Here is a 13,412-nt window from a genome sequence, read left to right as displayed (position 1 = left end):
CATGGAAAAGATCTCGGCCACGCTGCGCTGGTTGAACACCGTCACCTGCACGCCCTGGCGGATCAGCGCCGCGGCGATGTCAGCCTGCATATCGGAAAAGCCGAAGACACAGTCGGGCTGCAGGTCCAAAATCTTGTCGATTTTGGCGCTGGTGAAAGCGCTGACGCGCGGCTTCTCGGCCCGCGCCCGGGGCGGGCGCACGGTGTAGCCCGAAATACCGACGATGCGGCGCTCCTGCCCCAGCAGGTAGAGCCACTCGGTGGTTTCTTCGGTCATGCAGACGATGCGCTGCGGACCTTGTGGAAACGCAAAACGGTCAGTCATTCAAGCCTCCTGCTGGCATTGCTTCGAGGTTGACAGTGGCATCGAACAAGGCCGCCGTAGCGGCCGGTCTGGACGCAAACCACGCGTGAAAATAACTGGCTCGAATCGAACCCACGTGGTACACCGCCTCACCCGCGTCGGTTGCTGGCTCGCTGTCAGGGCGCGCCGTGCGAAAACTGCCAGTCAGCGGTGTCGCGCAGGTGGAATAGTGAAAAGTATGACCCCGCAGCACGCCGTCGGCCATCGCCAACTGCTGCGGCCCCAGCGCCGCCAAGCGCTTTTGCATGGTGACGGTGCCCGGTAGCAAACCCCACTGGACGTGGCTCTGGCCATCCACCGTGACGAGCGCGTCAAACAGCACCATCATGCCGCCGCATTCGGCCCAAACTGGCTTGTGCCGCGCCACATGGGCCGCCAGACTGTCACGCATTGACGTGTTGGCGGCCAGCCGGTCGGCGTGCAACTCGGGATAGCCGCCGGGTAGCCACACTGCGTCACAGGCCGGCAAAGCGCTGTCCGCCAACGGCGAGAAAAACACCAATTGCGCACCCAAGGCCTGCAGGCAGTCCAGGTTAGCCGCGTAGATAAAACAAAATGCGGCGTCGCGGGCGATGGCGACGGTGCGACCGGCCAGGGGTTTGACGTCCGCCAGCGTGGTCCCGACGTCATCCCCCACCTCGAACGCCACGTTCCAGCGTTTCAAGTCAGACAAGGACATCCGACCCAAAGGCGTTGTGGCAAGAACATCGGCTGCGGCATCGAGCCGCTCCAACGCATCACTGACCTCGCTGGCCACCGTCAGCCCCAGGTGACGTTCGGGCAAGCTCATGGCCGGGTTGCGCATCAGGGCGCCCAGCCACTGTTCTGGCTCGCGCACACTGTCTTTCAACATGCCCGCATGGCGCTCACTGGCGACCCGGTTTGCCAATACACCGGCCCATGGCAGATGAGGCTGGTAGTGCTGCAAACCAAAAGCCAGCGCACCAAAAGTGCCTGCCATGGCGGACGCATCGATCACCGCCAGCACCGGCAAACCGAAACGTTGCGCCAGATCGGCGGCACTCGGCTCGCCATCAAACAAACCCATCACACCTTCCACGATGATCAGGTCTGCCTCTAGAGCCGCCGCCGCCAGCCGCGCGCGACAATCGGACTCGCCCGTCATCCACAAGTCCATCTGATGCACCGGCGCATCACTGGCAAGCGTGAGCCAGTGCGGATCCAGAAAATCCGGCCCGCATTTGAAGACGCGCACAGTGCGGCCCTGGCGAGTGTGCAGGCGCGCCAGGGCCGCTGCCACGGTGGTCTTGCCCTGGCCGGAGGCCGGGGCGGCGATGAGAACGGCGGGGCAGGTGACTCTAGCTGTCTCGTCAAGTGAGCGTGTTGATGGCTTGATCACGGTCCTAAACGCTTACTTCTGGGTCCAAAGAATACCGACATAGACGGCACGACCCGACTGGTTATAGCCATAAGCCGTCTGGTACTGGCTGTCAAACAAGTTTTCGATACGGGCCGTGACTGCAACTTCCGGCGTCACGGTATACCGTCCCGTGAGATTGGCCAAGGTGTAGGACGGCAACGACGGGTTGGTTGGCGTATCTGGACGCGCGTCGGTATAACGTAGATCAGCACCCAGGGTCCATTGGCCCAGCGGAGCCGAAACACCGAAGGAAGCCATGGTGCGAGCGCGACGAATCAATTGCTGACCGGTGGTCTCGTCCACCGGGTCTTGCAGTGTCAGGCTAGCGTGCAGGTCAGTGCGGCCTACCTTGCCGCTGTAACTGACCTCAACACCGTTGTTGGATACATCGGTAACGTTATTGAAACGTGAGGTCGAAAAGTCATAGAGCAACATATTTGAAATTTGAGTCTTGAACGCCGTGGCGCGTACCCTCTGCGCCCCCTGCGCCCATTGCACACCCAGTTCGACGGAGCGCGCAGTTTCTGGTTGCAATGCAGGGTTACCCGAATACAGGTCGTAAAGATAGCCCAACGGTGGTAGGTTGAATGCTGTCGAGGCAGTGGCAATGCCCTTCCATGTTGGCGTCAACTGGAAACCGTAGCCGGCATAACCGGTGCTCTTCGCTGCAAGGCCATCAGCATCATCCCGACGCACATTGAACTGTAGTGAATGCAGGCCAACCGTACCAGCCAAACCCGCGAACACAGCCCTTACACCACGCTCCCGGTTGAGCTGAGTCGCGAAACTGTCCGTCGCATCAATCATCTGGCGCTGTCCCTCAAGGCCAGCCGTCAGCAACCAGGAACCCAAGGCCACGGAGTTCGTCCAGTTGAGCGTGCGGCTGCTCGTCACAGCCTCGCTGCTGTATGGAAAAGCCGTCATATTGGCGTCGTAAACCGAACTCTCGCGGCCGTCACTAAATGTCAGTTCGCTATACCAGTCATTGGTGATCTGATTGCGACTGTAGATAGACCAGGTGCTTAGCGTGGTACGTCCTTTGTAAATATCAGTCAGTGCGCCAAAGCCGCCACCGTTGAATTTAACCTCACCGTCACTTCCTTGCGCGCGCAGGCCCAACGTGTGTCCCCTAAGCAACTCCTGCGAAAGACCCAGGTTGTAGTTGGTATTGCTGTAACCATGAGAATCCGGGTTTTCATTAGGGAACTGCTTAGCATCCATGACAGAGAAGCCGTCCGTCTTGTGGTGGCCAACGCCCAACGAGAATCGTGTATCACCGGCTTGCCCGCTTAACCCTGCCGAGGAGCGCACGCTTCCATAAGAGCCGACTTCGAGTTGGGCGAAGCCCTTCGGTGCACCTTGTCCTTGACGCGTGAACACTTGGATCACGCCACCGATAGCGCCACTGCCGTAAATTGCCGACACGTTACCGCGCACGATCTCCACGCGCTCCACTTGGTCGAGCATGATGTTCTCCAAGCTCACGTTACCCGCAGTGTCCTGCTTTGTTAGCGGTACGCCGTCTATCAGGACCAGCACCTGCAGCGCGGCACTGCCTCGTAAAAACAGGTTAGCTGTCGTGCCACGCCCGCCGTTCTGCGTGAATTGAAAACCAGCCTCGCTTGATAGTAAAGATGACAGGTCCACCGCCTGGGAACGCTCGATGACGTCGCGCCCAATAACTGTTGTATGGGGAAGAGCTTCCGTTAACAGTTGCTCGGAACGGTTAGCGGTAACCACGGTTTCCTTGAGCTGACTCTGAGCATGCGATGGGAATACGGCAGCCACGGCAAGAGAAAGAGCGGACACGCGAAACAACACAAATGCACGCGCTGGCACAGAAAAAATACAAGTTTTCATGAAATAGAAAGAGTCAACAAAAGCCGTCACCGTCGTCCCCGACAGTGCATGAGCGTCACGGCAGCACGCGGACGTGCAACCACCTTGTTGGCCGGTATCCGGGCTGGTGGAACAACCTCCATCGCCTTCCCAAGCGCGTGTTCAGAACGCTCAGTGACCATGATGGAAGCAGAATCGCGGAGGATTCGTCCACTTACCGTTGCGGGGGCAGCGCAGGTTAGGTTTGCGGTTGACGGCAAACCCTCCTGCTTCCCGTTGAACTGCGGCGTGTGAACCACACCGCGAGCACCAACCGGCGGATTTTACAACCGTTTGCCGTCGCCAACCCTACAATACGAGACCTATGTCGAACTACTCCCAAATCGACCAAATTGCTGAGCGTGTGGAGCGTTTGCTGGTGCGTTATGAAGAGCTCCAGCGCACCAACGTGTTGCTCAGCGCGCAGGTCGAATCCCTTGCCCAAGAGCGCGATTCCCTCAAATCCCGACTCGGTGCGGCGCGTGCGCGCGTAGACGCCCTCCTGGAGCGCTTGCCTGAGGCGGCGGGCAGTGGCAAGCAAAAAGGCACTGAATGAAACAACTCGAAGTACAAATCATGGGGCAGAGCTACCTGCTGGGTTGCCCCGACGGCGGAGATTCCCGCCTGCTCGAAGCGGTCGAACGCGTGGACACCGCGATGTGCAAAATTCGTGATGGCGGCAAAGTCCGGGCGCGTGACCGCATCGCCGTGCTGGCCGCCTTGAACTTGGCGTTTGATCTGGCCGACCGGGGCAGCGTCGCAGCACCGGCACGAGCCCCTGCGCCCAAGCCGGACGTGAAGTCTGGTACGGCCCCTGACCCGCAATCGAAAGGGGAAGGCGACGACCTGCTGCTGACCTCTTTGCTTGGGCGCCTGGATGTTGCACTGGGCGAAGACGGCCGTCTGATTTAAGCCATCAATTTTCTCGACACCCGCTTAGCACGCTCTACAATCGTCATTGTCTGCAGTGCTCGCCGGGCTTTATATTTCCTTGAACCAATGCTCATAGAGCCCGGGCTTGGAACATTGCCTTGCCAGCGTGATCATCTCGCGTTAGATGAACCCAAGGCCAGCGCTGACCTCGCCCACCTGAACCCCGGTTCAGGATGCCGGTCCGGTGGCACTTGCAGACACCTTTTCTCCCCTCCTCCATGAATTTTGAACCCCTGCTGATCATTCAACTTGCCATGCTCGGCCTGGGCACCGGCTTTCTGGCGGGCCTGCTGGGTATTGGGGGCGGCATGATGATGGTGCCCTTCATCACCATCATCCTGTCAGGCCGCGGCGTGGGACCTGACCTCGCGGTCAAAATGGCGATTGCCACCTCGATGGCCACCATCATTTTCACGTCGATGTCCAGCGTGCGCGCCCACCAGCAACGCGGCTTCGTGCGCTGGGATCTGGTCAAGGGCCTGGCGCCGGGCATCGTACTGGGCGGTGCGCTGGCCAGCCTCGGCGTTTTTTCCCTGCTCAAGGGCTCTTGGCTGGCGCTGTTTTTTGCCGCCTTCGTGAGTTTCTCTGCGACTCAGATGTTTCTGGACAAGAAGCCGGCCCCGACGCGGCAGGTGCCCGGTACGGGCGGCCTCATCGGCGCCGGTGGCGTGATCGGCTTTTTGTCGGGACTGGTGGGTGCCGGGGGCGGCTTTGTCAGCGTGCCTTTTATGACGTGGTGCAACGTCGCCATTCACAACGCGGTAGCCACCTCGGCCGCGCTCGGCTTTCCCATTGCGCTGGCCAATGTGGTGGGCTATGTCATCAGCGGCCAAAGTTTGCAGAACCTGCCACCCTATTCGTTCGGCTACATCTGGTTGCCCGCGCTGGGCGTGATTGCGGCCTGCAGCGTGCTGACCGCGCCGATGGGCGCCCGGGCCGCGCACATGCTGCCGGTGAAGCAGCTCAAGCGCGTGTTTGCCAGCATCCTGTACGTGCTGGCGGCCTACATGCTGTACAAGGGTCTGGTCAGCGTGTAAAGCCTGAGCACGCCGAATTCAGTAGCCCTGGGTGACCCCGTCAACTGTTAACTGTGTGGCAAGGACGCCATGAGCCGTTCAAACTCATCCGCCGGCAGCCCAGGTGAACACAGATAGCCCTGAAAAGCTTCGCAGTCCAGTCCCGCCAGATAGTTTTTTTGCGCCATGGTTTCCACACCCTCGGCGACCACTTTCAACTTGAGGCCGCGCGCCATGCCGATCGTGGCGCTCACAATCGCGCGGTCACTTTCGTCTTCAGGCAAGCCCATGACAAATGATTGGTCAATTTTGAGCTTGGAAATGGGGAATTTTTTCAGGTAAGCCAGGCTGGAATAGCCGGTGCCGAAGTCGTCAATGGACATGACCACGCCGAGCGCCGCCAAATCATGCAGGCGCTCCAGGGCCTCATTGGCGTCCCTGACCAGAATGGACTCGGTCAGCTCCAGTTCCAGCAACTGGGGCGCCAGTCCCGCCGCTCTCAGTACGGCGGCGACGATTCCCACAAAATTGGACTGCTGAAACTGCAGCGCGGACACGTTGATCGACACCGTGACGGGCGTGCCGCGGTTTTGCCAGACCACCGCTTGCCGCACAGCCTCCTCCAGCACCCAGTTGCCGATCGTGATGATGAAACCAGACTCCTCCGCCAAGGGAATAAACAGCGCTGGCGACACATTGCCGAGTTCAGCATCCGACCAGCGAATCAAGGCTTCGGCACCCAACAACTGCCCTGTGGACAAGGAAATCTGCGGCTGGTAATGCAGCCGGAACAAGCCCTGCTCCATGGCCTGGCGCATGGCATGGTCCATCTTCATGCGGGACAGTAAATCGACATTCATCTGGGGTTGATAAAAGCGAAAACTGCCGCGCCCGCGCTCCTTGACCAGATGCATCGCGGTGTCGGCGCATTTGACCAACTCATCCAGCGACTTGCCATCTTCCGGACACAGCGCTACGCCGATGCTGCAACCGACGGAAAAACTCATTTCATCAATCTGAAACGGTCGCCCGATGGCGTCAAGAACGCGGCGCGCCAACACTTCGGCGCCATGGGCGTCAATCGCGTGCGAAAAAATGACGAACTCGTCGCCGCCCAGTCGGCACAGGGTGTCGACGTCTCGCAAACACCGCTTGATGCGCTCGGCCACATCGATCAAAACGCGGTCCCCGAAAGTGCGTCCCAACGAATCGTTGATATTTTTAAAGCGGTCAAGGTCAACAAAGAAAACACCAAACTCGGCGCCGTTCCTCTCTGCCGTGCGCAGGGCAAAATCAACCCGTTGCGACAGCAGCAAGCGGTTCGGCAAACCGGTCAGGGCGTCGCTGTAAGCCAGTTGGTCAATGCGTTTTTGAGCCGCCAGTTCTTCCGTCAAATCCTTGAAAAAACAGATGCTGTGCAACACAAGACCCTGCTCGTCGCGCAACAGGGTCCAGGAAACCTGAACCGCGCAAGCGGCATGATTTTTTCTTTTGAGCCAAACCGGACCCTGCCAGAAACCCTCATCGCTCAGCTTTTGTTCAACCCGTGAAATGAGTTCGGGATCGTGCGGGTCATGGAAAAAATCCTGGGGCGATGCCCCCATCAATTGGGCTTGGGGATTTTCAATCAGGCGCTCGCATATGGGATTGACGGCAAGGATGACAAAGTTAGGGTCCGTGATGAAAATGGCATCCAGACTCGACTCAAAAACCTTCGCTGCCAGGCGCAGCCTGGACTCGGCATCCATCGCTTGCGTGATGTCACGAAAAGAAAACACCCGCCCCGTCGGTTGTCCTTTGCTGTATTGCGGCCGGGTCACCCGCTCCAGCACGCGTCCCGTGACCAAAACCAATATATCGGAGGTCTCCAGCGCGGGGCTGTCGGCGATCTCCAGGAGCCGCTTCTGGTACGGTCCGCCATCCAGCACCCGGCTGGCAAGATGGGCGTACAAGGCCCTGTCGTTTCGCTTGAGCAACAGGTCCTCGGGCACATCCCATAGCGCGGCAAAGTTCCGGTTGTAGTTTCGGATGTCGCCGTTCAGATCAGTGACCAAAATGCCATCGGCTGTTGATTCGAGTGTGGCCCGCAGTTCCGCCACCAATCGCGCAAGCTCATCTTCGGTGCGGCGCTGCTGACGCAAATCGCGTATGCCAACCACATACACCGCGCGATCAACCTCGGGCCACACCCGGCTGACACGCCGTTCCACGGGCACGGCCAGACCATCGGCACCGCGTAACAGGGTTTCCGAGTGAATGCCATCGGTCAGACCCGCGGCAATATCTTCCCAAAAAAACTGGTCTTCGGGCGTGGCGGTCAATTCGATGACCGGTTTACCAATCAGATCCTCTGACGCCAGACCGAGCAAGTCACCCGCCGCGCGATTGACAGCGAGGATGCGAAGACTCACGGGATCAACCAACCATGCCGCCTCCAGCAAGCCTTCAATCAAGGCGCCCCACGCGCTGGGTTTCATGGCGTTACCTCGTCTGGCGGCAGATCACTCAGTTTTTCAAAGAAATAACAAATCCGCTGACGGGGTGCCAGATACTCCAGGGCGGCCTTGGGCAAACTGGCCGATTTGAGGCTACGCCGAATTCCGATAGTGGGTTCATATTCCAAATCCAGAATCAGTGCCTCGTGTTTTGAAACACAGGGCTCATGCACCAGCACGCGAGGCTTGAGCGGCCGCGACGAGTTGACCGACACCACGAGGGCAAATCGCTCATCGACCAGTTGCACGATGGAACCCGGGGGATACACCCCCATCATGCGAATAAATGCACTAAGGGCCACACTGTCAAAACGCGTTTTCAATTGGGCAAAGATCAGCGACAGGGCTTCATGCGGTGTGATGGCGGCGGTTGGTCGGCCAGGGTTGCACAGGTTTTCATACCGATTGACCAGCGCCAGGATTTTGGCCGGCATGGACAAGCTGTCGCCCTTGAGGTGGGCGGGGAAACCGCTGCCGTCGATCAACTCATGATGTTGGGCAATGGCCTGCAAGGCCCCGGCCGTCAGCTCCATGCGCCGACCCAAGGTGACCCCCTGCCCGACATGCTCCTGGTACAGCTTGTACTCGGCCGATGAGAAGTTTTCTTCCAACCAGCGAACCCGGTCGGGCAACTGGGTTTTGCCGATGTCATGCAAGAACGCTGCCATGCCCAGATCAACCATGTCTGACAGAGGCAAACCCAGGGACTTGCCGAGCAGCAGGGAAACAATGGTCACGTTCACCGGGTGCATGGAGGCTTTGTCCCCCATGCCGTCAGACAACAGACGAATAACCGATTCACCGTCCCCCAACAACTCACCGACAAAGGTGTTGACCATTCCAAGGCACTGTTCCATGGCGGCGCGGGGCTTTGAGTTGAGCTGCTCCACCGTCAGCTTGTACTGACGAATGGCCTCGCCAAAACGACGTTCGCACACGGCCATATCGCGTTGCTGCGCGCTCAGCAAGTCACTTCTCTGTTTTCGAAGGCGAAGTTCCTCGGCTTCCGCCTGGGCCCGCTCAGCCTCGGCTTCCCCGGTCTCGCTACTGCCCGCCGCCGTGGACTCGAGCACCTCGGCCACTGGCGATCCGAGCGCGATGTCGCTTTTCCCGGGTACGTAGCGAATGCGCTTTAGCCCAAGACCCCGAATAACCTCGATCTGCTTCTCGGATGAAATTTTGAAACTACCCTTGGGAAAAGGGTGCGACATCCAGCCCAGTTCAAGCTCGATGAACATGCCTATTTGCAGCTGCTGGATATCAATAAATTCGGACGGGGCTTCGTTCATAGGCAATTCGTTATGGAACCCAAGCCCACCATCACCGCAATGATAATTGCCACCAAAATTCTCATGGTATCGACGTGCCAATGGCGACAGCGGTATTCATGGTGACAGTGAAGATGTCGGGCATTGACGTTCGAGAATATCATGACTATTTTTTACAAGGGAGCTCCATGATCGATTTGCATTACTGGCCCACGCCCAATGGCTGGAAAATTTCCATCATGCTGGAAGAATGTGGCCTGCCCTACCGGCTGGTAGCTGTCAACATTGGCAAGGGAGAGCAGTTCACGCCAGAATTTATGGCGATCAGTCCCAACAACCGCATGCCCGCCATCGTTGACCATGCCCCCACCGGCGGTGGTGAGCCGATCGCCGTGTTTGAGAGTGGCGCGATTCTGATTTACCTTGCCGAGAAAACGGGACTCTTCATGCCAAGCGATGTGCGCGGTCGCAGCCAGGTCTTGCAGTGGCTGATGTGGCAAATGGGTGGACTGGGTCCCATGGCAGGGCAAAACGGTCATTTTTTGCTTTACGCCCCGGAAAAAATCCCTTACGCAATTGACCGCTACAGCAAGGAAGTGAACCGGCTCTACGGCGTGCTCAACACCCAATTGGGGCGAACGGGCGCGTTCGTGGCGGGGCCGACATACTCCATTGCCGATATGGCCATCTTTCCATGGATACGAACCCATAAAGCACAGGAGGTATCGCTCGACGACTTTCCCCATGTGGAGCGCTGGTACAACGCGCTGTTCCTGCGCCCCGCTCTCAAGCGCGGGCTTGATTTTGGCAAGGAATTGCGTGCGGGCACGATGACCGAAGAAGCTCGCAAGGCGCTGTTTGGACAGACGGCGCAAAGCGTGCGCGATGGTGACCACAAACTCAACTGAAAACCATTGATCATGATTGAATTTTTCTTTGATTGCTCCAGCCCCTGGACCTATCTCGCCTTTCACAACATCCAGCCCCTGGCCGCCGAGTTGAATGAACCCATCCGTTGGCGACCGGTGCTGGTCGGCGGCATTTTCAACAGCGTCAACCCCAGCGTTTACGCGATGCGCGACAACCCGGTGCCCGCCAAAATGGCCTACATGCTCAAAGACCTGCAGGACTGGGCGCATGATTCCGGCCTGAAGATCGTCATGCCACCCAAGGTGTTCCCGGTCAACAGCGTCAAGGCCATGCGTGGCTGCATCTGGCTGGAGTCGCAAGGCAAACTGGTAGCCTTTGCCAGCGCCGTGTTTGAGGCCTACTGGTCGCGCGAAGAAGACATTTCGCAGGATACAGTGCTCTTAAAAATCTGCGCGCAGCTGGGCATCGATGGGGATGCATTCTTGGCCGGCATTGCACAGCCTAGCATCAAGGCGCAACTCAAGGCCAACACCGAAGAAGTCATCCGGCGTGGCGGATTTGGTTCACCCACGATCTACCTGGGTGACGATATGTATTTTGGCAACGACCGGCTGCCGCTGGTGAAGGCGGCAATATTACGAGTGCGCCATGATGGCGAAAGTTGAAGTCGCTTCCTGGCTTACCCATCAAGCTCAAGAATGACAAAAGGGTTAGCGGGAACTCGCCTGCTAACCCTCATCAATTGGTCTTGGTCGGTGTGAAAGGATTCGAACCTTCGACCCCTTGCACCCCATGCAAGTGCGCTACCAGGCTGCGCCACACACCGATCTAGCTTTCAATTATAACCGCTAGAACATCAAAATTTAATGCGTGATCGAGAGCAGGTCACGAATTTCAAACAGTTCGCGTCGCACGAACAGCAAGCGGTCTGAAACACCCTCTAGAGAGGCGCCGGGCTGACTGTCTTTAAAGTCATTCAGTGCGGAATCACTGAACTCAATGAATTCAACATCATCCAGCAGCACTTCACCATTGTGTTTCTTGTCACGCTCGGTTTGCAGGATTTCCTGCATTTTGTTGCGGGCGCCGCTGATGGTGAAGCCCTGATCGTAGAGCAAATCCCGGATACGGCGGATCATCAGCACTTCATGGTGCTGGTAGTAACGGCGGTTGCCACGCCGCTTCATGGGGCGCAGCTGCGTGAACTCCTGCTCCCAATACCGTAGCACGTGAGGTTTGACGCCGCATAAATCACCGACCTCACCGATGGTGAAATAGCGTTTCGCAGGTATGGGGGGGAGAGCTTTCTCCATTGAAATCAATGCTATAGGAGAGAAAGTTTCGAGATTACTCTAAGTCACTGCCGTCTGTAAAGCCGCAATTGATCTCTGAGCATCAAATAGACAAAAGCCGACACTAAAGCACTGAAAACGTGCGCCCTTCATCCTGAATTTGTTCTTTGAGTTTGTGACTGGCATGAAAGGTCACCACACGGCGGGCCTGAATGGGGATGGCCTCACCGGTTCGGGGGTTGCGCCCCGGGCGCGGCGCCTTGGTACGAATCTGAAAGTTGCCAAAGCCTGATATCTTGACGTCATCCCCTTCAACCAGACTGTCAGAAACCAGGTCAAAAAACGCGTCAATCATGTCCTTGGATTCGCGTTTGTTCAGGCCAATTTGCGCAAACAGCAATTCAGCGAGCTGCGCTTTAGTCAGCGCCGGGGTTTCCAGGCTTTCAACCGAGATATCCATTCAGTCCTCGTTTCTTGTTTGGGTAGACTGTAACGGCTCAGGCACGCTGCCGGGCACCCAAGGTAGCCACCAACGAACTCACGACAGCGTGAACCGCGGTGTCGATTTGCTCTTCGGTCAGGGTGAGGTCTTCGCTGTTGAGCGTCAGGCGCACTGCCAAACTTTTCTCAAAGCTTGGCACGGCAGCACCATCCGGGTTTTTTGCGGGTTTCGGACGATAGACGTCAAACAAGGTGGCATCGCGCAGCAGGCCCGCCGTTGGGGCGGCCCAAACGGCGCCCATCAAAGCCGCATGGGTTATTTTTTCATCCACCATCACGGCAATGTCGCGTTCCACCGCTTGATGCTTGGCCACGGCCTTGAACACCGGCACTTGGCGTTGCAGCACGGCGTCAAGCTCCAGCTCAAACATGAGGGGCGCTTGTGCCAGATCGTAGGCCTGGCGCCAGCGAGGATGCAGCTCGCCCACAAAACCAATCGACGCGCCATCCAGCAAGACGCGGGCGCAGCGCCCCGGATGCATGGCGGGATGTTCTGCGGGTACGAAGGTGGGCTTGTGGGGCGCCAGCAATGCTTCTACGTCACCCTTGATATCAAAGAAATCGCTGCCCTGTTCTTTGCGCCCCCACTGCAACGCGTCGGCACTGCCACACACCATGCCCGCGATGCGCATGGGCTGATGAAAGCCTTCAACGGTCGTGTCGGTGTTTTGAACCGAAGCATCGCGCAAGAAGACGCGCCCCAACTCAAATACGCGCACGCGTTGGGCTTTGCGGTCGAGGTTGAACTTCAAAACTTGTAGCAACGAGCCCAACAGGGACGAGCGCATCACGCTCATCTGGCTCGCTATGGGGTTGAGCAGTTTGATCGGGTTGGAATTTCCGGCTAGCTCATGCTCCCAACGCTCTTCAACAAAACTGAAGTTGATGGTCTCTTGATAACCCAGCGCAGCGATGGCACGGCGCACGGCGAACGGACTGCGCTGCGCCTCGGGGCGAATCTTGGCGGTGATGGGTGCCTGTGGCGGCGTATGTGGCAGGTTGTTGTAGCCGACCATGCGGGCCACTTCTTCGATCAGATCTTCTTCAATTTGCAGATCAAAGCGGTATGGCGGCGGAGTCACTGTGATGATACCGTCGCCCTGTGTGACGGGCAACGCCAGGCGCGTCAGCGCGTCGGCACATTGCGCCTGCGTCAGCGGCATGCCAATGACCTTGCTGGCACGTGCCACGCGCAGGCTGACCGCAACGGCAACGGGCAGGTTCACCTGCAGGTCGTCGATCGGGCCGCAAACTGTGCTATCAGTGCCGCAAATATCAATGATCAACTGCGTGATGCGCTCGATGTGCTCCACGGTCTGGCTCGGATCGACGCCACGCTCAAACCGGTGACCGGCATCGGTGGAGAAGTTGAAGCGGCGTGACCGACCCGCGATGGCTTTGGGCCACCAGAAGGC

General features: G+C 58.2%; 13 protein-coding genes, 1 tRNA gene and 1 riboswitch. Of the genes, 5 read left to right on the top strand and 9 right to left on the bottom strand.

The window, feature by feature from the left end; translation table 11 throughout:
* The 3 genes from B3V69_RS03515 to B3V69_RS03505 all read right to left on the bottom strand — a co-directional run.
* Positions 1 to 324 (bottom strand): ABC transporter substrate-binding protein (locus B3V69_RS03515; protein ID WP_296443853.1); only part of this gene is annotated, 324 nt, incomplete at its 3' end.
* Positions 317 to 1,723, bottom strand: a complete 1,407-nt coding sequence (locus tag B3V69_RS03510; RefSeq protein ID WP_296443851.1) for a cobyrinate a,c-diamide synthase — start codon at positions 1,721 to 1,723, stop codon at positions 317 to 319. The genes B3V69_RS03515 and B3V69_RS03510, both read right to left, overlap by 8 nt.
* Before the next feature lie 12 nt (positions 1,724 to 1,735).
* A complete protein-coding gene (locus B3V69_RS03505; RefSeq protein ID WP_296443850.1) occupies positions 1,736 to 3,604 on the bottom strand; it encodes a TonB-dependent receptor plug domain-containing protein in 1,869 nt (622 codons plus the stop codon).
* Positions 3,605 to 3,676: 72 nt separating this feature from the next.
* A riboswitch (cobalamin riboswitch) is annotated at positions 3,677 to 3,911 on the bottom strand.
* A 36-nt stretch (positions 3,912 to 3,947) separates the two neighbouring features.
* Here B3V69_RS03505 and B3V69_RS03500 point away from each other — a divergent pair.
* From B3V69_RS03500 to B3V69_RS03490, 3 genes are all read left to right on the top strand, one after another.
* A complete protein-coding gene (locus tag B3V69_RS03500) occupies positions 3,948 to 4,178 on the top strand; it encodes a DUF904 domain-containing protein (protein WP_296443849.1) in 231 nt (76 codons plus the stop codon).
* Positions 4,175 to 4,534 carry a cell division protein ZapA gene (locus tag B3V69_RS03495; protein ID WP_296443847.1) on the top strand — a complete coding sequence of 120 codons (360 nt, stop codon included), beginning with the start codon at positions 4,175 to 4,177 and terminating at the stop codon, positions 4,532 to 4,534. Before B3V69_RS03500 ends, B3V69_RS03495 begins: the two co-directional genes overlap by 4 nt.
* A 239-nt stretch (positions 4,535 to 4,773) precedes the next feature.
* Positions 4,774 to 5,592, top strand: coding sequence for a sulfite exporter TauE/SafE family protein (locus B3V69_RS03490; protein ID WP_296443845.1), 819 nt, complete (start codon positions 4,774 to 4,776; stop codon positions 5,590 to 5,592).
* Positions 5,593 to 5,639: 47 nt separating this feature from the next.
* Here B3V69_RS03490 and B3V69_RS03485 read toward each other — a convergent pair whose 3' ends face one another.
* A complete protein-coding gene (locus B3V69_RS03485) occupies positions 5,640 to 8,048 on the bottom strand; it encodes a sensor domain-containing protein (RefSeq protein WP_296443843.1) in 2,409 nt (802 codons plus the stop codon).
* Positions 8,045 to 9,355 (bottom strand): HD-GYP domain-containing protein, encoded by a 1,311-nt coding sequence (locus B3V69_RS03480; protein WP_296443842.1) that lies wholly within the window; start codon positions 9,353 to 9,355, stop codon positions 8,045 to 8,047. Before B3V69_RS03480 ends, B3V69_RS03485 begins: the two co-directional genes overlap by 4 nt.
* A gap of 167 nt (positions 9,356 to 9,522) precedes the next feature.
* Here B3V69_RS03480 and B3V69_RS03475 point away from each other — a divergent pair, with 167 nt between their 5' ends.
* Both B3V69_RS03475 and B3V69_RS03470 read left to right on the top strand, forming a co-directional pair.
* On the top strand, positions 9,523 to 10,242 hold the full coding sequence (locus B3V69_RS03475; RefSeq protein WP_296443840.1) for a glutathione binding-like protein: 720 nt from the start codon (positions 9,523 to 9,525) through the stop codon (positions 10,240 to 10,242).
* Positions 10,243 to 10,254: 12 nt separating this feature from the next.
* Positions 10,255 to 10,869, top strand: coding sequence for a 2-hydroxychromene-2-carboxylate isomerase (locus B3V69_RS03470; protein WP_296443838.1), 615 nt, complete (start codon positions 10,255 to 10,257; stop codon positions 10,867 to 10,869).
* A gap of 84 nt (positions 10,870 to 10,953) precedes the next feature.
* Here B3V69_RS03470 and B3V69_RS03465 read toward each other — a convergent pair.
* The 4 genes from B3V69_RS03465 to B3V69_RS03450 all read right to left on the bottom strand — a co-directional run.
* Positions 10,954 to 11,030: transfer RNA gene (locus tag B3V69_RS03465), tRNA-Pro, on the bottom strand.
* Between the two features lie 37 nt (positions 11,031 to 11,067).
* Positions 11,068 to 11,517 carry a MerR family transcriptional regulator gene (locus B3V69_RS03460; RefSeq protein WP_296443836.1) on the bottom strand — a complete coding sequence of 150 codons (450 nt, stop codon included), beginning with the start codon at positions 11,515 to 11,517 and terminating at the stop codon, positions 11,068 to 11,070.
* A gap of 103 nt (positions 11,518 to 11,620) precedes the next feature.
* The gene (locus B3V69_RS03455) at positions 11,621 to 11,956 is read right to left on the bottom strand and encodes an integration host factor subunit alpha (protein ID WP_296443834.1); all 336 of its coding nucleotides are present in this window, start codon (positions 11,954 to 11,956) and stop codon (positions 11,621 to 11,623) included.
* Between the two features lie 37 nt (positions 11,957 to 11,993).
* A partial coding sequence (locus B3V69_RS03450) for a phenylalanine--tRNA ligase subunit beta (RefSeq protein ID WP_296443831.1) occupies positions 11,994 to 13,412 on the bottom strand: 1,419 nt, incomplete at its 5' end.

This window comes from Rhodoferax sp. UBA5149, from assembly GCF_002413825.1.
GTDB lineage: Bacteria > Pseudomonadota > Gammaproteobacteria > Burkholderiales > Burkholderiaceae_C > Rhodoferax.
This window is presented reverse-complemented; position numbering and strand designations above follow the sequence as displayed.

Coding starts and splice junctions, on each gene's coding strand:
- B3V69_RS03455 (WP_296443834.1), bottom strand. CDS start 11,956: ATGGATATCTCGGTTGAAAGCCTGGAAACCCCGGCGCTGACTAAAGCG.
- B3V69_RS03470 (WP_296443838.1), top strand. CDS start 10,255: ATGATTGAATTTTTCTTTGATTGCTCCAGCCCCTGGACCTATCTCGCC.
- B3V69_RS03480 (WP_296443842.1), bottom strand. CDS start 9,355: ATGAACGAAGCCCCGTCCGAATTTATTGATATCCAGCAGCTGCAAATA.
- B3V69_RS03495 (WP_296443847.1), top strand. CDS start 4,175: ATGAAACAACTCGAAGTACAAATCATGGGGCAGAGCTACCTGCTGGGT.
- B3V69_RS03485 (WP_296443843.1), bottom strand. CDS start 8,048: ATGAAACCCAGCGCGTGGGGCGCCTTGATTGAAGGCTTGCTGGAGGCG.
- B3V69_RS03500 (WP_296443849.1), top strand. CDS start 3,948: ATGTCGAACTACTCCCAAATCGACCAAATTGCTGAGCGTGTGGAGCGT.
- B3V69_RS03490 (WP_296443845.1), top strand. CDS start 4,774: ATGAATTTTGAACCCCTGCTGATCATTCAACTTGCCATGCTCGGCCTG.
- B3V69_RS03505 (WP_296443850.1), bottom strand. CDS start 3,604: ATGAAAACTTGTATTTTTTCTGTGCCAGCGCGTGCATTTGTGTTGTTT.
- B3V69_RS03460 (WP_296443836.1), bottom strand. CDS start 11,517: ATGGAGAAAGCTCTCCCCCCCATACCTGCGAAACGCTATTTCACCATC.
- B3V69_RS03475 (WP_296443840.1), top strand. CDS start 9,523: ATGATCGATTTGCATTACTGGCCCACGCCCAATGGCTGGAAAATTTCC.